Raw genomic sequence first — 18,510 nt, forward strand, 5'->3', positions numbered from 1 at the left:
TTACTCCTTACAAAGGGCCTGACAGGCGCACCACCCCATACAGCACACAGACGAACAGTGCCGCGTCGAACAACGCCTCGTGCCAGATCCAGCGCCCCAGGGGGGTGGCCTGCACGACGAAGCGCAACAGCCCGGTGAGCACCAGCGCCAGCAACACATAGATCAAAAACGGGCTGAGCAGCACGCCGCCCACTGCCCACTCACGCAACTCCATGGGCTTCCTCCTGCCAGCGGCACCACTTGCCCCAGCTCTTGCGCAATTGCAGCACCGCGCCGATGGCCAGGCGCAGCGGGTCACTGGGCGGCTGGCGGCGCAGGGCCTCGATGAACTCTTCACTGGCGGCGTCCAGGCGCTGGCCCCGCCCCGGCGCCGGGCCGCTGGCGAGTACCGCCTGCAACTGCTGCAGGTACTGGCGCTCGGCATTGCCCAGCGGCGCCTTGGCCACGGCCAGGCACATGCGCAGGTGCACCAGTTCGTCACCGATATCCAGACCGTGCAGGCCATCGTCCCAGCGCTTGCGCTCGGCTTCGGGCAGCTCACTGGCATGCCGCGCCAGTTGCATCAGGCGGTCGGCCATGCGCCCACCGAACCAGCTGTCGGCGCCGCGCAGGTCGCGCCGGGTCAGGCGCACCAGGTCGCCTTGCGTGGCCGCGCGCAGGCGCCGGCCAAGCCAGGCCGGGTGGCGCAGCACCAGCAAGCGGAACGCCATTACCGCGGCGCCCACGCCCAGCAGCATGGCCTGGGCGCTGTTGAGCATGGTCGCCACATCGAAATGCATGGCATTGAGCGGCGCCACCAAAACGATGAAGTGCAGGCAATAGGAAGTGGCAGTCGCCCCGGTACGCGGATGGGCCATGCCCAGTGCGCCGAAGAACAGCGGCACGCCCATGCCCAGGCAGAGCATGGCGAAGCTGCTCCATTGCGGCAGCAGGATCTGCCCCACCAGGAACGCCACCGGGATGGCCAGGAGGATACCGCGCAGGAAACTCAGGCCGATCTGCGCGCCGTTCTCGCGGCTGGCGAACAGGCTGCAGACCACACAGGTGAGCACCAGGCCGCCTGGCGCCGATGGCCAGGCCGTGGCCAGCCAGAAACTGCTCATGGCCAGGAAGGCCAGGGCGCTGCGCGAACCGAACAGCAGGGCAAGGGACAGGTCGCGATGAGTTGCCAGGCTCTGTGTCGCCTTTCTTGGCGCCCGCCCCTGCTCGACGTCGTCGAGGGCCTGGGTGCAAGCCATCGTGTAGTCCAGCAGCAAGCTCAGGCGCGCCAGGCAGTAATGCTCGGCGGGGCTGATCCGCTCGTCGTGGGCGGCGTCCCAGACACGCTGGCGCAACAGCAGCAAGCTGGGCTGGTCGGGGCTGGCCAGGTGAGCGCGCACCTCTTCCAGCCATGGCGCCAGATGCCTGGCTTCGCCCTCTTCAAGCTGGCGCCACTGTCTGCGCACCGAGCGTGAGATGCGCAAAAGCACCATCAGTGACTGGCTCAGGCCGCTGATCGCCCGGGCGCGCTGGCGGCCGCGGCTGCCTTCGAACCAGGCGTGTTCGCGCTGGGCATCAATGGCGACGATGCGCCCGAGGCTGTCTAGCAGGCCGCTGCGTGCCTCGTCTTCGCCCCCAAGCATGGCGCTGGCCGCCTGCAGGCCGTTGTGCCAAGCCTGGCGAGCCTGGCCGGCCAGTTGCTGCTCCACGCGCATTGGCCAGAGCAGCGCGCTGGTTAGGGTGGCGCAGACGATGCCCAGGCAGATCTCGGTGCAGCGCGCCACGGCCTGGTCGAATACCTGCAGCGGATGGTCGATCGCCGGCAGGGCGATGATCGCCACGGTGTAGCCGGCCAGCACGAACGCGTAGGCCCAGGCGCTGCGCAGTTGGGTCGAGGCAGCGGTGCACAGGGCCAGCCACAAGGCCAGGGTCAGCAGGAACAGCCACGGGGTCTGGGCAAACAGGCCGATGAACACCACCGACATGCAGGTGCCGACCAGGGTGCCGGCCAACCGCGCCAAGCCCTTCTGCACCACCATCCCCGACAACGGCTGGGCGACGATGAAGGCGGTCATCAGCGCCCACGCCGGTTGCTCCAGGCCCCAGCGCATCGCCAGCCACAACGCCAGGCCGCCACCGAGCAAGGTCTTGATGGCGAACTTGAGGGCGAGGCTGCTGGGGGCAAACAGGGCCTGGAAGGTGATGGGCACGAAACGGACCTTGGGCGCGCAGGGGGTAATAGGAAGAAAGATAGACAACGAAAGAGAGGATAAAGCGCAAACGATTAATTAGCTAGCTAATCATCTAGATGGACAGATTTTCGCAGGCAAAAAAAATGGGCGACCGAAGTCGCCCTAAATGCCTTGCGTGCTCGTGTATCGGGAAGGATCAGCGCTGGTTGCGCTTTTTCGAGTCCTTCCAGATGAAAATGCCCAGACCGGCGAAGAAGGCCAACATCAACCCGACTGTTACCACCCCGGCGATAACCACGTTGTCGAAGAACATGTCGGCTCCTCCCTTGATGTGCCGTCATCCGATGGGGGCAAGGTAACCAATGCGAGGAGGGGGAAAATTGACCGGAGTCAATGGCGCCCGGAGCCGGGCGCGGAAGGCGGGTGCAGGGTTGACCTGCATCAAGTTTCAGCGCTTCTTCGGTTTGCCCTTGGGCTTTTTCTTCTTGGCCTGGCTCAGTGGCATGGCCTGCTCGAAGGCCTGGCGCATGTCGTCCAGGCGCTTGTCATTGAGGTCGTGAATGCGTTTGGCGCGTTCGGCGCCGAAATCGATCAGGTTGTCTTGGCTCATGGCGGGCTCGACGGACAGCAGAGGCCTCAATAATGAAGGCTTGCCAGGGCGCTGACTAGTCAGACTTCGATATCCACCAGCAACCCCTGGCGCGTGCGCTCGCCCATCGGCGCCACCGGCACGGTGTTGTCGGCGTTGAGTTCCTCGCCCGGCAGCGCCTCGTAACGATCACCTTCAGCCTGCTTGCGCCTTTTTTGCTGGCGGCGTTGCTCGTCACGCAGCAGCAAGGCCTGCTCTTCGGGATCACGATGATTCTTCAGGTCGATCGTGCCATCGCTGGAGGTCGGCTGCGTGGGCACCACCGGCGCAATGGTCGGCGGCGGCTTGACCGGGTCGTGTTGCGAGGTCACGGGGGCGGCACTGAGCGGGATGATTGGCGGCAGCATGGGAGGTCTCCTGTAGTCTTGTTGTCGGCTGGTGGTGCGCCGCCTTGAATGCCTGCGGTCGAAGGTGTGCGGCGTGTCACAACGCCGCATTGCGCTGGAGTATAGCGCGGGCCTACTCGGCGTCTTCGTCCGGGTCGTCGGGTGGAGGGCTCGCCTCGCTCCATGGCCGCTTGTAAACCTGCTGCCAGACCGCATCCATATGTTCGCGCACACCTGGCGGGGCATTCTTCAACGATGCGCTGTCTTCGCGCTCGCCGCCGAACGGGTCCTCACCGGGCGGGCTGATCAGCGACTGACCGGTGATGGTGTAGATCGCCTGGCCTTCACGCATCTCGATGGCGATGTCGTGGGGGTCGATACCGCCACCGCAGAAGGCATGGCTGGCCACTGTCACTTCGGCGACACCGTCCTTGTTCAGGTCGCCGACATCACTGACATCGGTATAGAAGTCGACGTCCAGGTCCAGGCCAGCGCAGGTGGTCTCCTGCTCGATCTGCCAGCGCGGCTTGAAGACATCGGCACTGGCGGCACGGCCATACAGGGTGGCCTTGAGCACCACCTTGTCGACTTCCTCCTCGGTATCGGGGTCGGTGGCCTGGCCGTCGACCCGGCTCAGCACCAGCAGGCCCTCGCCCTCGCGGTCATGAAAATGCACGCTCTTGATCGGCGTCTGCACACCGAGCACTTCCAGTTGTTCGACCGGGATTGGCGGCAGGATCTCGAAGCTTTTCTGTTCGCAGGCGGCCAGCAGCGCCAGGCTGCCCAGGCCCAAGGTGACGTTCAACCAGCGGTGCTTGGCAAACATGTTGGCGCATGGCCCTCGTGACGGGTGTTCGTCGATGAACACGCTAGACTCACTGAGATTCTTTGGTCTGGCGCAGCCGATCCGGTAACATGGCCAGCTTTTTCATCGCGGGAGTTTTGGCAGTATGGCGCAGCAGTATCAACCGGGGCAACGCTGGATCAGCGACAGCGAGGCCGAGCTCGGTCTTGGGACCATCCTGGCGCAGGATGGCCGCCTGTTGACCGTGCTCTACCCGGCCACGGGCGACACCCGCCAGTACTCGCTACGCAATGCGCCGCTGACCCGCGTGCGTTTCTCGCCAGGCGACCTGATCACCCATTTCGAAGGCTGGAAGCTCACCGTGCAGGAGGTCGAGGACATCGACGGCCTGATGGTCTACCACGGCATCGACCCGCAGAACCAGCCGCGCACACTGCCCGAGACGCAGCTGTCCAACTTCATTCAGTTCCGCCTGGCCAGCGACCGCCTGTTCGCCGGGCAGATCGACCCGCTGTCGTGGTTCTCCCTGCGCTACAACACCCTGCAGCACACCAGCAAGCAGATGCTCTCCACGCTGTGGGGCCTGGGTGGCGTGCGCGCCCAACCTATCGCCCACCAGTTGCACATCGCCCGTGAAGTGGCCGACCGCATCGCTCCCCGCGTACTGCTGGCAGACGAAGTGGGCCTGGGCAAGACCATCGAGGCCGGCCTGGTCATCCACCGCCAGCTGCTGTCCGGTCGCGCCAGTCGCGTACTGATCCTGGTACCGGAAAACCTCCAGCACCAGTGGCTGGTGGAAATGCGCCGGCGCTTCAACCTGCAGGTTGCGCTGTTCGACGCCGAGCGCTTCATCGAAAGCGACGCCAGCAACCCGTTCGAGGATGCCCAGCTGGCGCTGGTGGCGCTGGAGTGGCTGGTCGAGGACGAAAAGGCCCAGGACGCGCTGTTCGCCGCCGGCTGGGACCTGATGGTGGTCGATGAGGCCCACCACCTGGTCTGGCACGAAGAGCAGGCCAGCCCCGAATACTCGCTGGTCGAGCAGCTGGCCCAGGTGATTCCCGGCGTGCTGCTGCTCACCGCCACGCCTGAACAGCTCGGCCAGGACAGCCACTTCGCCCGCCTGCGCCTGCTCGACCCCAACCGCTTCCACGACCTGGCCGCCTTCCGCGCCGAAAGCGAGCACTATCGCCCGGTGGCCGAAGCCGTACAGGAGTTGCTCGACGAAGGCCGTCTGTCGCCGAACGCTCACGCCACCATTCAGGGCTTCCTCGGCGCCGAAGGCGAAGCACTGCTGGCCGCAGTCAGCGATGGCGACAGCCAGGCCAGCGCGCGCCTGATCCGCGAACTGCTCGACCGCCACGGTACCGGCCGCGTTCTGTTCCGCAACACCCGTGCGGCGATCCAGGGCTTCCCCGAGCGCCAACTGCACCCCTACCCGCTGGCCAACCCCGAGGCCTACGCCGACCTGCCTTCGGGCGAGCGCGCCGAGCTGTACCCGGAAGTGGCCTTCCAGGCCCAGGGCGAAGCCGGCGACGACGAGCGCTGGTGGCGTTTCGACCCTCGGGTCGACTGGCTGATCGACACCCTGAAGATGCTCAAGCGCACCAAGGTCCTGGTGATCTGCGCCCACGCCGAGACCGCCATGGACCTGGAAGACGCCCTGCGCGTGCGCTCCGGCATCCCGGCCTCGGTGTTCCATGAAGGCATGAGCATCCTCGAGCGCGACCGCGCCGCCGCCTACTTCGCCGACGAAGAGTTCGGCGCCCAGGTGCTGGTGTGTTCCGAGATCGGCAGCGAAGGCCGCAACTTCCAGTTCGCCCATCACCTGGTGATGTTCGACCTGCCGGCCCACCCGGACCTGCTCGAGCAACGCATCGGCCGCCTCGACCGGATCGGCCAGAAGCACACGATCCAACTGCACATCCCGTACCTGCAGGACAGCCCGCAAGAGCGCCTGTTCCAGTGGTACCACGAAGGCCTCAACGCCTTCCTCAACACCTGCCCGACCGGCAACGCCCTGCAACATCAGTTCGGCCCGCGCCTGCTGCAACAGCTGGCCGGTGGCGACGACAAAGGCTGGACCCAGCTGGTCGGCGAGGCCCGCGCCGAACGCGAGCGCCTGGAGGCCGAGCTGCACACCGGTCGCGACCGCCTGCTGGAGCTCAACTCCGGTGGCGCAGGCGAAGGCCAGGCGCTGGTCGAGGCAATCCTTGAGCAGGACGACCAGTTCGCCCTGCCGATCTACATGGAAACCCTGTTCGACGCCTTCGGTATCGACAGCGAGGACCACTCGGAAAACGCCCTGATCCTCAAGCCAAGCGAGAAGATGCTCGACGCCAGCTTCCCGCTGGGTGACGACGAAGGCGTGACCATCACTTACGACCGCGGCCAGGCGCTGTCGCGCGAGGACATGCAGTTCCTCACCTGGGAGCACCCGATGGTCCAGGGTGGCATGGACCTGGTGTTGTCCGGCTCGATGGGCAACACCGCCGTGGCGCTGATCAAGAACAAGGCGCTCAAGCCCGGTACCGTGCTGCTCGAACTGCTCTATGTCAGCGAAGTGGTGGCACCGCGCAGCCTGCAGCTGGGGCGCTACCTGCCGCCGGCCGCGCTGCGCTGCCTGCTCGACACCAACGGCAACGACCTGGGTCCGCGGGTAGCCTTCGAAACCCTCAACGACCAGCTTGAAAGCGTGCCCAAGGCCAGCGCCAACAAGTTCATCCAGGCCCAGCGCGACGTGCTGGCCAAACGCATCGCCGCGGGCGAGGCCAAGGTCCTGCCAACCCACGACGAGCGCGTGGCCCAGGCCCGCCAACGCCTCGCCGCCGAAGCCGACGAGGAGCTGGCGCGCCTGACTGCGTTGAAGGCCGTCAACCCGAGCGTGCGCGACAGCGAGATCGACGCCCTGCGCAAGCAGCGCGAAGAGGGCCTGGCGGCGCTGGAAAAAGCGGCACTGCGCCTCGAGGCAATCCGGGTGCTCGTCGCCGGTTGATCCCATGGCGGTCATCGCGGGGCAAGCCCGCTCCCACAATTCCGGCCCGGAATTGCAGGGAGCAGGCTTGCCCCGCGCTCGTTACGGCCTGCAAACCATTCATTTAGACCATCTGGCTATTGCCTCCATATCCAAATGGTAGAAATCAAATTGCCATTAATCAGGAAGGCTTAGGTACCCGTTCCTATACTCCAGCAGGAACAGTCTCCATCCGTGCTTTTTGGGGACGAGTGAAGACTCGACGAAGAGGCCTGCAATGGAGTGGCTGGGACTGCAATTGTTCGCCGAGCTGCCGGCGACCGGACAGATCATCCTCGACTGCCGACACAACCCCTTCCTGGTGCTGCTTGCCTTCATCGTGGCCAGCGCCGCCTGTTTCGCCACCCTGGACATGAGCGAACGCCAGAGCCAATGCGAAGACCGCTTCGCCCGCCGCCAATGGCGTGTGCTCGGTGCCTGCTGCCTGGCCGGGGGCATCTGGGCAATGCATTTCATCAGCATGCTGGCCTTCCAGGCGCCCCTGGAAATCCACTTCGACGCCCCGCTGACCGGCCTGTCACTGCTGGTGGCGCTGCTGGCTGCCTGGCTGGCGATGAACAGCCTCAACCGCAGCCAGATGCGCCTGCGCCACTACCTGCAGACCGCGCTGTTCATCGGCCTGGGCATCAGTGTCATGCACTACACCGGCATGGCCGCCCTGCAGACCAGCGCCCAGCAGTACTACCAGACCGGCCTGCTCCTCGCCTCTATCGGCATCGCCGTGCTCACCAGCCTGGTGGCGCTGCTGATGGCGCGCTATTTCAACAAGGGCAGCGGCACCTTGCACCTGCTGCTCAAGTACGGCGCCAGCCTGTTGATGGCCGCAGGTATCGTCCTGACCCATTTCACTGGCATGGCGGCGATGACCCTGGTGATCCCCAGCGAGACCGCGCTGCGCCTGCCTTCGGCCGACAACAGCCTGCAACTGGCGCTGACCATCGCCGTCATCACGCTGCTGATCAGCGCTGGCAGCATCAGCGCGGCGTTGGCCGACAAGAAGCTGCAGAGCAAGGAGCACGACCTGCGCCGGGTCAACGTACTGCTCAGCCAGCTCGACCAGGCCCGTGCCTCGCTGCAGCAGGCCGCCCACTACGATGCCCTGACCAACCTGGTCAACCGCCGCGGCTTCAACCAGGTATTCGCCGAGCGCCTGGCCGAGCAGGCCGCCAATGAGGGCATGCTCGCGGTGATGTTCCTCGACATCGACCACTTCAAGCGGATCAACGACAGCCTCGGGCATGCCGCTGGCGACGAGCTTCTCAAGGTCATCGCCGACCATATCAAGGCGGCCACGCGCGGCCAGGACCTGGTGGCCCGCTTCGGTGGCGACGAGTTCTGCATCGTCACCAGCCTCAACAGCCGCGACGAGGCGCGCCACCTGGCCCAGCGCATCATGCAGCGCATGAAGGAGCCGATCGACCTGGCGGGCCGGCGCATGGTGATGACCACCAGCATCGGCATCAGCATCTTCCCCGACGACGGCCAGAGCACCGAGGAACTGCTGAAGAACGCCGACCTGGCGCTGTACCAGTCCAAAGGCTGCGGGCGCAACAGCCTGAACTTCTTCAACAACGGCCTGAAGACCCGCGCCACCCTCGAGCTGCAACTGGAAGAAGAACTGCGCGTGGCGTTGTTCGAAGAGCGCGGCCTGTGCGTGCACTACCAGCCGATCTTCGACCTGCGCAGCGGCCAGGTGGCCAAGCTCGAGGCCCTGGTGCGCTGGCAACACCCACAACATGGCCTGCTCAGCCCCGACCGTTTCATCTGTATTGCCGAAGCCAACGGCCTGATCGCCGAACTGGACCTGTGGGTACTGCGCCGGGCCTGTGAGGACCTGGCCCAGCTCAACCGCCATGGCTATGGCGATCTCAAGGTCACGGTGAACTGCTCGGCCCTCACCCTGGGCCGCGAGGAGCTCGCCACCGAGGTGGAAATGGCCTTGTTCCAGGCCGGCCTCGCGCCCCGCCAGCTGGAGCTGGAGGTCACCGAAAACGCCCTGATGGGCGACATCCACCACACCATCAGCCTGCTCAAGCACATCCGTGCCCAGGGCGTGGCGCTGTCGATCGATGATTTCGGCACCGGCTATTCATCGCTGGCGTACCTCAAGCGCCTGCCGCTGGACGTGCTGAAGATCGACCGCTCGTTCATCCAGGACGTGCCCGGCAGCCAGAAAGACCGCGAGATCGTCCAGGCGATCATCATCATGGCCCATACCCTGCACCTGAAAGTGGTCACCGAAGGCGTCGAGACTGTCGAGCAGCACGAATTCCTCGCCAGCCACGGCTGCGACTACCTGCAAGGCTACCTGCTCAGCCGCCCGGTGCCGCTGGCCGAGCTGCGGCCGATCCTCGAACGGCTAGGCCGCCAGCCGGGCGAGCTCAATCCTTGCTGCGATACAGCGCTACCAGGGTCGCCGGATCTTTTTGCAGATAACCCTGGCTACCGTGCAGGCGCATCAGTTGCGCGGCGAGGCCACTGAGCGGCGTCGCCGAGCCCTGCTCGCGGGAGAATTTCACTGCGGTGTCGAGATCCTTGAGCAAGGTGCGCACGTGCCACTTGACCGGCTCGAAGCGGCTTTCGGCCATTTGCGGGGCGAGGATCTGCAAGGGTTTCGAGTCGGCAAACCCGCCGGCCAGCGCCTCGGCGATCAGCCGTGCATCGACCCCTGACTGTTCAGCCAACGCCACCACTTCGGCGATCACTAACGCATTGCAAGCCACGATCATCTGGTTGCACGCCTTGGTCACCTGGCCGGCTCCCACCGCGCCCATGTGCGTCACCCGTTGGCCCAGGGTTTGCAGCACCGGGCGCGCTCGCTGCAGGTCGCTCGCCTCGCCCCCGACCATGATCGCCAGGGTGCCGGCCTCGGCCCCCGGCGTGCCGCCGGACACTGGAGCATCAAGCCAGGCCATGTCGCACAAAGCCGCCAGTTCCGCCGCCATCTCCCGAGTGGCAGTCGGCTCGAGGCTGGAGAAGTCCACCAGCAGTTGGCCACTGCGCCCGCCCCGGGCGATGCCCTGCTCACCGAACACCACCTCGCGCACCACCGCCGTGTCGGCCAGGCACAGCAGCACCATGTCCGCCGCCTGGCACAGCTCGGCAGGGCTGCCGGCCAGCTGGGCGCCGGCGGCAACCAGCTCGGCGCATTTATCCGGGCTGCGGTTCCACACGGTCAGCGGATAGCCCGCGGCCAGCAGCCGACGGCACATCGGCAGGCCCATCAGACCGATCCCGGCAAACCCCAACGAAGGCAACGCAGTACTCATGAGCAACTCCAGATTAAAGAAGCGTGACAAACGGACGATGCAATGCGGGTGAGAAAGGAAAAACCTTAGTCCGACTAAGGAAACCCCCTATCGCACAAGAAAAAGACGCACTGATAAAGTCGCGAAATTTCTCCGTGATGGCTAGATGACATGCATCACCGGGAAGCCAACCACTCCAGGCAAATGGCGCACTATGACCTCTACGAACACTTCTGCCAATGCGGCTCCCGAGCCCTCCCTCAGCACCCACTCGCTGACCGCCGGCGGTGCTCGAGACCTGCCCGCGGCGCGCAGCATGCCGGCTCAACAGTACCTGTACTTCACCGAGCAGGACATCCAGCGCATCCTCGACAACCTCGACGGCCTGCGCGACCTGGTATTTCCAGCCAACCTGCATGTCGAGGACGAGGACCAGTTGCGCCTGGAGCAGCAGTTCCCGTCGGTGTGCCTGATCGGCCTGGGCCGCTGCGGATCGAACATCGCCCTGGATGTGGCGGAGCTGGTGTACAACGCGCGCACCTTCTTCCTCAATGAGTACAACAACGAAGACCGTTTCAAGGGCGACGCGGGCTACAGCCCGGCACGCTGGATCCGCCAAAACCTGCGCCTGGTGCAGAACAAGGCCGCCAAACCAGTGTTCCTGGTAGAGCCGCTGGTGATGCTGGGCGACCTGGACAAGGACATCGCCGGGCGCATTCGCTTCTCGCGCAAGGGCGAGCGCGGCGGTTTTTTGCGCGACTACAGCAAGATGAAGATCATGGACCTGTCCGAGGTGCATGCCGGCGGCGCCGGCAACGCGCCGATCCTCGGCCAGTACCTGGCCAAGATCATCCTCAACAAGGACACCCAGCGCTTCTCCAGCGCCGACTGGAAGCTGATCCACTCGTACCTGATCGACTCCTGCGGCATCAAGGCCAACCAGTCGCGCCTGTACTTCTACATCTTCAGCGCCGGCGGCGGTACCGGCTCGGGCATGGCCTCGGAATTCGGCCTGGCCCAGCAGTATTCGTATATGAACAAGACCTTCGATACCAAGCCGGCCGACGAGAACGACGGCAAGAGCGGGCATTCGTTTGTGTTCGAGCCGATCTTCACCAGCGGTATCTGCGTGCTGCCCAATGCCTCCGATCACCGCAGCGAAATGTCCGAGGCGCTCCATATCAACGCCGGGCGCCTGCTGTGCAAATACCTGTCGGAGGAATGGGACTTCTCGTACAACTTCGACAATGAAGACAGCAGCGAGGCCAGCGTCATGGGCCGCATCCGCCCGTGGAACGCGATGATGCTGATCTCCAACGACATCATGCGCTACGCCGAGGAGAGCGACGACGGCACGATCCAGAACATCGACGTCAACGCCATGGAGAAGCACGCCAACCAGTACATCTCCCAGCAGATCTTCAACATCCTCACGGCGCAGGCGGTGACCACCGACTACGACCAGAACTACTTCCGCCGCGCCGGCATCGATATCGGCGAGACCATCCGCCTGGACGCCAACGACCTGTTCATGAGCCTGGCCGGCCCCGTGGCGATCGCCTATGCCGAGTCGGTGGTGCCGGAAGTGCCGCCGGCAGGGTCGGACAAGTTCAAGGTGTTCGAGCGTGAACAGCCGCGCCTGGACATCGACGACCTGTTCTTCCGCTCCATCGACCTGCCGCACTTCAACAAGCAGACCCAGGCCATCGAAGGCATCAGCCTGCTGCCGATCGAGTCGCGCCGCTACCGCGCCGCGCTGGAGCAATACCAGGCCTCGGGCTACGACGCCGCGGCGCTGCACGACCTGCACTTCTTCAAGAACTGTTCGTCGGTGGTGTCGATCGTCTCACTGCCCAAGGACTACAAGCTGTCGTACATGGACCTGAACCGGCTCAAGACCCACCTCAACAGCCTGTTCCCCAACACCACGCTCAAGCGCTATGCGCTGGTGATCGGCGCCTCGGCCAACCTGTCGCTGACCACCCTGATCGCCAAGAGCCCGTGCCTGTCGGACGATTTCCTCACGCTGATCGTGGCGTTCATCAAGCGTTGCTTCGCGCGCAACCCGTACCGCTTCGACGACACCATGGACAATGCGATCCTCGACTTCATCACCAGCGAGCACTTCGATGAGGACAGCATCGACGACCTGCTCAACGAGTTCGAGAACCCGGCGAAGATCCTCGACACCAACTGGTACGCGATCAAGCCGATGTACGAGAAGAAGTACCGCGAACTGATCAACGACAAGAGCCGCTTCGTCTCGATCAACGATATCCGCCTATCGCGCGAGTGCGTGAAGAAGGCGGTGAAGTACCTGCGCGAGATCTTCCGCCACCGCATCGGCAAGACCCGGGTGATTTCGCTGAACAGCCATACCGGGCGTGTGGACTACTGATTCAGTTGGGGCCGCAAAGCGGCCCTATTTACGCATCCCGTAAACTGTTACCGCCCCGCCGAATCACCCCGCCACTGTTACCAACTTCCACCTTACGTGAGCGTCAACGCGCACCATTGCGGAGCGTTTGCGCGTTTTCACGCACTAAAAAAGCCCGCGCTTATCCCGCTTTCTTCGTCTGGATCACGATGAACGGCGAAACCACCACCGCCCAGATCTCTGGATCGCGGGTTTGCAGGTCGAGCGCCTGCTCGGCGGAGACCGGCCCGACAGTGCCATCATTGCGCCACTTGGCGAAGATCTCGCCGCGATTCTCGGCCATCGCCTCGGCAACAGCGATCAGGTCGAGGCTGGGGTCGACCCAAATCAGGTCACCCTTGGCCCAGAAACGCTCCAGGGCTTTCCACTCGATGACGGCGGTCTCGCCGAGCAGTTTGGCATAGAGGGTGCTTACTTGATCAGTCATGGGTTTACCTGCGCAAAGATCGGCCAACAAAAAGGCCGGCATTTTTGCAGAAAAACCCGGTTTCAAATACGTAATTTGGTCGATCAGGCCCGAACTTGTGGGGGCGGGCCGGGAATACAGGCAAAGTGATGGCGCTTTTCTGTATCTTTATGTCGATCAAGCGACACCCCTTGAGACAGACGCTTTTCGCCCGCTTTTCAAGCGCTCGGACAGCGCTCTACACTGTACCGGTACAGTTCCGGGACATGTTCCGGGGGAAGGTGGGCTTACGGCATTGGCGTAGCCAGGCCGCAAATCCCGCCCGGTCTGTAGCCCTGGCCTCAGGACTATAAGAATTACAACAGAATGAGTGGAGCACTATGATCAAGATTTCCAAGCTGTTTGCCGCGATGGTTCTGGCCGGAGTCGCCAGCCATTCGTTTGCCGCCGACACCATCAAGATCGGCATCGCCGGTCCCAAGACCGGGCCGGTGACCCAGTACGGCGACATGCAGTTCGTTGGCGCCAAACAGGCAATCAAGGACATCAACGCCAAGGGCGGCGTCGATGGCAAGATGCTCGAAGCCAAGGAATACGACGACGCGTGCGACCCTAAACAAGCCGTGGCCGTCGCCAACAAAGTGGTCAACGATGGCGTCAAGTACGTGATCGGCCACCTGTGCTCCAGCTCCACCCAGCCTGCGTCCGACATCTACGAAGATGAAGGCGTGATCATGATCACCCCAGCCGCCACCTCCCCGGAAATCACCGCCCGTGGCTACAAGCTGATCTTCCGCACCATCGGCCTGGACAGCGCCCAAGGCCCGGCCGCCGGCAACTACATCGCCGACCACGTCAAGCCAAAGGTCGTTGCGGTGCTGCACGACAAGCAGCAGTACGGCGAAGGCATCGCCACCGCGGTCAAGACCACCCTGGAAGGCAAAGGCACCAAGGTCGCCGTCTTCGAAGGCCTGAACGCCGGTGACAAGGACTTCTCCTCGATCATTCAGAAACTCAAGCAGAACAACGTCGACTTCGTCTACTACGGCGGCTACCACCCGGAGCTGGGCCTGATCCTGCGCCAGGCACAAGAGAAAGGCCTGAAAGCCAAGTTCATGGGCCCGGAAGGCGTGGGTAACGACTCCATCTCGCAGATCGCCCAGGGCGCCTCCGAAGGCCTGCTGGTGACCCTGCCCAAGTCGTTCGACGCAGCACCTGAGAACAAGGCCATCGTCGACGCCATCAAGGCCGACGGCAAGGACCCAAGCGGTCCGTTCGTGTTCCCGGCCTACTCGGCTGTCGAACTGATCGCCCAGGGCATCAAGGCTGCCGGCTCCGAAGACACCGACAAGGTGGCCGCCGCCATTCACAAAGGCACCTTCAAGACCCCGACCGGCGACCTGTCGTATGACGACAAGGGCGACCTGAAAGACTTCAAGTTCGTGGTCTACGAATGGCACTTCGGCAAGCCGAAGACCGAAGTCTCCCCTCAGTAACTGCGTGACTAATAGCTGACCGAGAAGCCCACTGTGCGAGCAGTGGGCTTTGTTTTACGAGGTTCATGAACCTGATTCCCGCGATCCGGGAGCCGGTTCACCTGAAAATCTTAAAACCGTCACCCGCGGTTTCCTGGCCGTGCCCGCAAAAAGATCACGTGGCGAAGACCACGAGAACAAGGGGCCGGGGTCATCCCCCGCCAGAGAAATGCAAATCAGGTTTTTAGGAGCGCTGTAATGCCTGAGATCTACCATTTCCTACAACAACTGGTTAACGGATTGACCATCGGCAGTACCTACGCGCTGATCGCCATCGGTTACACGATGGTGTACGGCATCATCGGCATGATCAACTTCGCCCACGGCGAGGTGTACATGATCGGTTCCTACGTGGCCTTCATCGCCCTCGCCGGGCTGGCCATGATGGGCATCCACTCGTTGCCGATCCTGATGACCGTGGCCTTCGTCGCCACGATCTTCGTCACCAGTGCCTACGGCTACAGCATCGAACGGGTCGCCTACCGGCCGCTGCGCAACAGCAACCGGCTGATCCCGCTGATCTCCGCCATCGGCATGTCGATCTTCCTGCAGAACACCGTCCTGCTGTCACAGGACTCGAAAGACAAGTCCATCCCCAACCTGATCCCCGGTAGCTTCTCGTTCGGCCCGGGGGGCGCTGAGGAAGTGCTGGTCTCGTACATGCAGATCCTGGTGTTCGTGGTGACCCTCGTCGCCATGACCTGCCTGACCCTGTTCATCTCCCGTTCCCGCCTGGGGCGCGCCTGCCGCGCCTGCGCCGAGGACATCAAGATGGCCAACCTGCTGGGCATCAACACCAACAACATCATCGCCCTGACCTTCGTCATCGGCGCCGCGCTGGCGGCGGTGGCGGCCGTGCTGCTGAGCATGCAGTACGGAGTCATCAACCCCAACGCCGGTTTTCTGGTGGGTCTGAAGGCCTTCACCGCGGCGGTACTGGGCGGCATCGGCAGCATCCCGGGCGCCATGCTCGGCGGGCTGGTGCTGGGCGTGGCCGAAGCGTTCGGCGCCGACATCTTCGGCGACCAGTACAAGGACGTGGTGGCATTCGGTCTTTTGGTTCTTGTCCTGCTGTTCCGGCCGACCGGCATCCTGGGCCGCCCGGAGGTTGAAAAAGTATGAACAGAAATCTGAAACAGGCGTTCTTCAGCGCCTTGCTGGTCTGGGCCGTGGCCTTCCCGGTGCTGGGCCTGAAACTCAGCATCGATGGCATCAGCCTGGTGGTGCATAGCCAGGGTTCGTTCACCATCGGCATCATCGCCGCGTGCTCGGTGCTGATGTTCCTGCGGGTCTTGTTCGACAAGCAGTGGAGCGCGGTGATGGGCCGCCGCTCGGAGCGCAAGCTGGTACCGCCTTCAGTGAGCAACTTCCTGACCCTGCCGAAAACCCAGCGCTGGGTGATCATGGGCCTGATCGTCGCCGCCCTGATCTGGCCGTTCTTCGGCTCCCGCGGCGCGGTCGACATCGCCACGCTGATCCTGATCTACGTGTTGCTGGGCCTGGGCCTGAACATCGTGGTCGGCCTTGCGGGCCTGCTCGACCTGGGTTACGTCGGCTTCTACGCCGTCGGCGCCTACAGCTACGCGATGCTCTCGCACTACCTGGGCTGGAGCTTCTGGGTGTGCCTGCCGATCGCCGGCCTGATGGCCGCGACCTTCGGCTTCCTGCTCGGCTTCCCGGTGCTGCGCCTGCGCGGTGACTACCTGGCGATCGTGACCCTGGGCTTCGGCGAGATCATCCGCCTGTTCCTGCGTAACCTCACCGACTGGACCGGCGGCCCCAACGGCATCAGCAACATCCCCAAGCCGGAGTTCTTCGGCCTGACCTTCGAGCGCCGCGCCGCCGAGGGGATGCAGACCTTCCACGAGTTCTTCGGGCTGGAATACAACTCGATCAACAAGGTCATCTTCCTCTACCTGGTCGCCCTGCTGCTGGCCCTGCTGGCGCTGTTCGTGATCAACCGCCTGTTGCGCATGCCGATCGGCCGTGCCTGGGAAGCGCTGCGTGAAGACGAGATCGCCTGCCGCGCGCTGGGCCTGAACCCTACCGTGATCAAGCTCTCGGCGTTCACCCTGGGTGCCTGCTTCGCCGGTTTCGCCGGCAGCTTCTTCGCCGCCCGCCAGGGCCTGGTGACACCGGAGTCGTTCACCTTCATCGAGTCGGCGATCATCCTCGCCATCGTCGTGCTGGGGGGCATGGGTTCGCAGTTGGGCGTGATTCTCGCGGCCATCGTGATGATCCTGCTGCCGGAGATGATGCGTGAGTTCAGCGAATACCGGATGCTGATGTTCGGTGCGCTGATGGTGTTGATGATGATCTGGCGTCCGCAGGGCCTGCTGCCCATGCAACGTCCGCACATGGAGCTGCCTCGATGAGCCGCGAAATTCTGCAAGTCAGCGGCCTGAGCATGCGCTTCGGCGGCTTGTTGGCGGTCAACGGCGTGGCCCTGACCGTCAAGGAAAAACAGGTGGTGGCACTGATCGGCCCGAACGGCGCCGGCAAGACCACCGTGTTCAACTGCCTGACCGGCTTCTACAAGCCCAGCGGCGGCACCATCCTGCTCGACGGCCAGCCGATCCAGGGCCTGGCCGGCCATCAGATCGCCCGCAAGGGCGTGGTGCGAACCTTCCAGAACGTGCGCCTGTTCAAGGAAATGACCGCGCTGGAAAACCTGCTGATCGCCCAGCACCGCCACCTCAACACCAACTTCTTCGCCGGCCTGTTCAAGACCCCGAGCTTCCGCCGCAGCGAGAAGGAGGCCATGGAGCGCGCCCAGTACTGGCTGGAGAAGGTCAACCTGACCGAGTTCGCCAACCGTACCGCCGGCACCCTGGCCTACGGCCAGCAACGACGCCTGGAAATCGCCCGCTGCATGATGACCCAACCGCGGATCATCATGCTCGACGAACCGGCCGCCGGTCTGAACCCCAAGGAGACCGAGGACCTCAAGGCCCTCATCGCCTACCTGCGCGAATCGCACAACGTGACCGTGCTGCTGATCGAGCACGACATGAAGCTGGTGATGAGCATTTCCGACCACATCGTGGTGATCAACCAGGGCACGCCCCTGGCCGACGGCACGCCGGAAGAGATTCGCGGCAACCCTGATGTGATCAAGGCCTACCTGGGGGAGGCGTAAATGCTGAAGTTCGAGAACGTTTCCACCTTCTACGGCAAGATCCAGGCGCTGCACAGCGTCAACGTCGAGATCAACCAGGGCGAGATCGTCACCCTGATCGGCGCCAACGGCGCCGGCAAGTCGACCTTGCTGATGACCCTGTGCGGCTCGCCCCAGGCGAGCAGCGGCAGCATCAAGTACCTGGGCGAGGAACTGGTCGGCCAACCGTCGTCGCACATCATGCGCAAGAGCATCGCGGTAGTGCCGGAAGGTCGCCGCGTGTTCGCCCGCCTGACCGTCGAGGAAAACCTGGCCATGGGCGGCTTCTTCACCAACAAGGGCGACTACCAGGAGCAGTTGGACAAGGTCCTGCAACTGTTCCCGCGTCTGAAGGAGCGTTACATCCAGCGTGGCGGCACCATGTCCGGTGGCGAGCAGCAGATGCTGGCCATCGGCCGGGCGCTGATGAGCAAGCCCAAGCTGCTGTTGCTGGACGAACCATCGCTGGGCCTCGCGCCGATCATCATCCAGCAGATCTTCGACATCATCGAACAGCTGCGCCGCGATGGCGTGACCGTGTTCCTGGTGGAGCAGAACGCCAACCAGGCGCTGAAGATCGCCGACCGCGCCTATGTGCTGGAGAACGGCAAGGTGGTGATGCAGGGTACCGGTGAAGCGTTGCTGACCGACCCGAAGGTACGCGATGCGTACCTCGGGGGTTGAATGATCAAAGGGCCTTCGGGCCCTTTTTTCTTGCGCCGCGATGAGGCCGTGCCTCTTGTAG

The 18,510-nt window shown here is 63.8% G+C and carries 16 protein-coding genes; 8 read left to right on the forward strand and 8 right to left on the reverse strand.

The window, feature by feature from the left end; all coding sequences use genetic code 11:
* Positions 1 to 7: 7 nt before the first annotated feature.
* From LU688_RS21355 to LU688_RS21380, 6 genes are all read right to left on the reverse strand, one after another.
* Positions 8 to 214 carry a DUF1656 domain-containing protein gene (locus tag LU688_RS21355; RefSeq protein WP_023632903.1) on the reverse strand — a complete coding sequence of 69 codons (207 nt, stop codon included), beginning with the start codon at positions 212 to 214 and terminating at the stop codon, positions 8 to 10.
* Positions 201 to 2,189 (reverse strand): FUSC family protein, encoded by a 1,989-nt coding sequence (locus tag LU688_RS21360; RefSeq protein ID WP_094012555.1) that lies wholly within the window; start codon positions 2,187 to 2,189, stop codon positions 201 to 203. Before LU688_RS21360 ends, LU688_RS21355 begins: the two co-directional genes overlap by 14 nt.
* Positions 2,190 to 2,367: 178 nt before the next feature.
* Positions 2,368 to 2,484 carry a cytochrome c oxidase subunit CcoM gene (gene ccoM, locus LU688_RS21365; RefSeq protein WP_023629476.1) on the reverse strand — a complete coding sequence of 39 codons (117 nt, stop codon included), beginning with the start codon at positions 2,482 to 2,484 and terminating at the stop codon, positions 2,368 to 2,370.
* Between the two features lie 135 nt (positions 2,485 to 2,619).
* Entirely contained in the window at positions 2,620 to 2,781 is a 162-nt protein-coding gene (locus tag LU688_RS21370; protein WP_094012556.1) for a hypothetical protein, read from the reverse strand.
* A 59-nt stretch (positions 2,782 to 2,840) separates the two neighbouring features.
* Positions 2,841 to 3,167, reverse strand: coding sequence for a hypothetical protein (locus LU688_RS21375; protein WP_023629474.1), 327 nt, complete (start codon positions 3,165 to 3,167; stop codon positions 2,841 to 2,843).
* Between the two features lie 112 nt (positions 3,168 to 3,279).
* On the reverse strand, positions 3,280 to 3,972 hold the full coding sequence (locus LU688_RS21380) for a M949_RS01915 family surface polysaccharide biosynthesis protein (protein WP_023629473.1): 693 nt from the start codon (positions 3,970 to 3,972) through the stop codon (positions 3,280 to 3,282).
* 124 nt (positions 3,973 to 4,096) lie between these two features.
* Here LU688_RS21380 and rapA point away from each other — a divergent pair, with 124 nt between their 5' ends.
* Positions 4,097 to 6,943 (forward strand): RNA polymerase-associated protein RapA, encoded by a 2,847-nt coding sequence (rapA, locus tag LU688_RS21385; protein ID WP_094012557.1) that lies wholly within the window; start codon positions 4,097 to 4,099, stop codon positions 6,941 to 6,943.
* 256 nt (positions 6,944 to 7,199) lie between these two features.
* On the forward strand, positions 7,200 to 9,464 hold the full coding sequence (locus LU688_RS21390; protein ID WP_038706645.1) for a putative bifunctional diguanylate cyclase/phosphodiesterase: 2,265 nt from the start codon (positions 7,200 to 7,202) through the stop codon (positions 9,462 to 9,464).
* On the opposite strand, the gene LU688_RS21395 is transcribed toward LU688_RS21390, so the two are convergent.
* Positions 9,364 to 10,251 (reverse strand): NAD(P)-dependent oxidoreductase, encoded by an 888-nt coding sequence (locus LU688_RS21395; RefSeq protein WP_094012558.1) that lies wholly within the window; start codon positions 10,249 to 10,251, stop codon positions 9,364 to 9,366. The two genes, LU688_RS21390 and LU688_RS21395, sit on opposite strands and share 101 nt — an antisense overlap.
* A gap of 295 nt (positions 10,252 to 10,546) precedes the next feature.
* Here LU688_RS21395 and LU688_RS21400 point away from each other — a divergent pair, with 295 nt between their 5' ends.
* Positions 10,547 to 12,628 carry a hypothetical protein gene (locus tag LU688_RS21400; protein ID WP_371041630.1) on the forward strand — a complete coding sequence of 694 codons (2,082 nt, stop codon included), beginning with the start codon at positions 10,547 to 10,549 and terminating at the stop codon, positions 12,626 to 12,628.
* Positions 12,629 to 12,788: 160 nt separating this feature from the next.
* Here the strand turns inward: LU688_RS21400 and LU688_RS21405 are convergent, their stop codons facing one another.
* Positions 12,789 to 13,094: a DUF2288 domain-containing protein gene (locus tag LU688_RS21405; RefSeq protein ID WP_094012559.1), complete on the reverse strand. Its 306-nt coding sequence runs from the start codon at positions 13,092 to 13,094 to the stop codon at positions 12,789 to 12,791.
* 359 nt (positions 13,095 to 13,453) lie between these two features.
* Between LU688_RS21405 and LU688_RS21410 the strand changes: the two genes are divergently transcribed.
* The 5 genes from LU688_RS21410 (at position 13,454) to LU688_RS21430 (ending at position 18,449) form a co-directional block, all read left to right on the forward strand.
* The gene (locus tag LU688_RS21410) at positions 13,454 to 14,569 is read left to right on the forward strand and encodes a branched-chain amino acid ABC transporter substrate-binding protein (RefSeq protein WP_038706647.1); all 1,116 of its coding nucleotides are present in this window, start codon (positions 13,454 to 13,456) and stop codon (positions 14,567 to 14,569) included.
* Between the two features lie 237 nt (positions 14,570 to 14,806).
* On the forward strand, positions 14,807 to 15,730 hold the full coding sequence (gene livH / locus LU688_RS21415; protein ID WP_028692119.1) for a high-affinity branched-chain amino acid ABC transporter permease LivH: 924 nt from the start codon (positions 14,807 to 14,809) through the stop codon (positions 15,728 to 15,730).
* Positions 15,727 to 16,983, forward strand: a complete 1,257-nt coding sequence (locus LU688_RS21420; RefSeq protein ID WP_094012560.1) for a high-affinity branched-chain amino acid ABC transporter permease LivM — start codon at positions 15,727 to 15,729, stop codon at positions 16,981 to 16,983. The genes livH and LU688_RS21420 overlap by 4 nt, the downstream gene beginning before the upstream one ends.
* Positions 16,980 to 17,747 carry a high-affinity branched-chain amino acid ABC transporter ATP-binding protein LivG gene (gene livG, locus LU688_RS21425; protein ID WP_023631159.1) on the forward strand — a complete coding sequence of 256 codons (768 nt, stop codon included), beginning with the start codon at positions 16,980 to 16,982 and terminating at the stop codon, positions 17,745 to 17,747. Before LU688_RS21420 ends, livG begins: the two co-directional genes overlap by 4 nt.
* Entirely contained in the window at positions 17,748 to 18,449 is a 702-nt protein-coding gene (locus LU688_RS21430) for an ABC transporter ATP-binding protein (RefSeq protein ID WP_023631160.1), read from the forward strand. It abuts the gene before it with no gap.
* Positions 18,450 to 18,510 lie beyond the last annotated feature (61 nt).

The organism is Pseudomonas soli (genome assembly GCF_021283165.2).
GTDB classification, from domain to species: Bacteria; Pseudomonadota; Gammaproteobacteria; order Pseudomonadales; family Pseudomonadaceae; genus Aquipseudomonas; species Aquipseudomonas soli.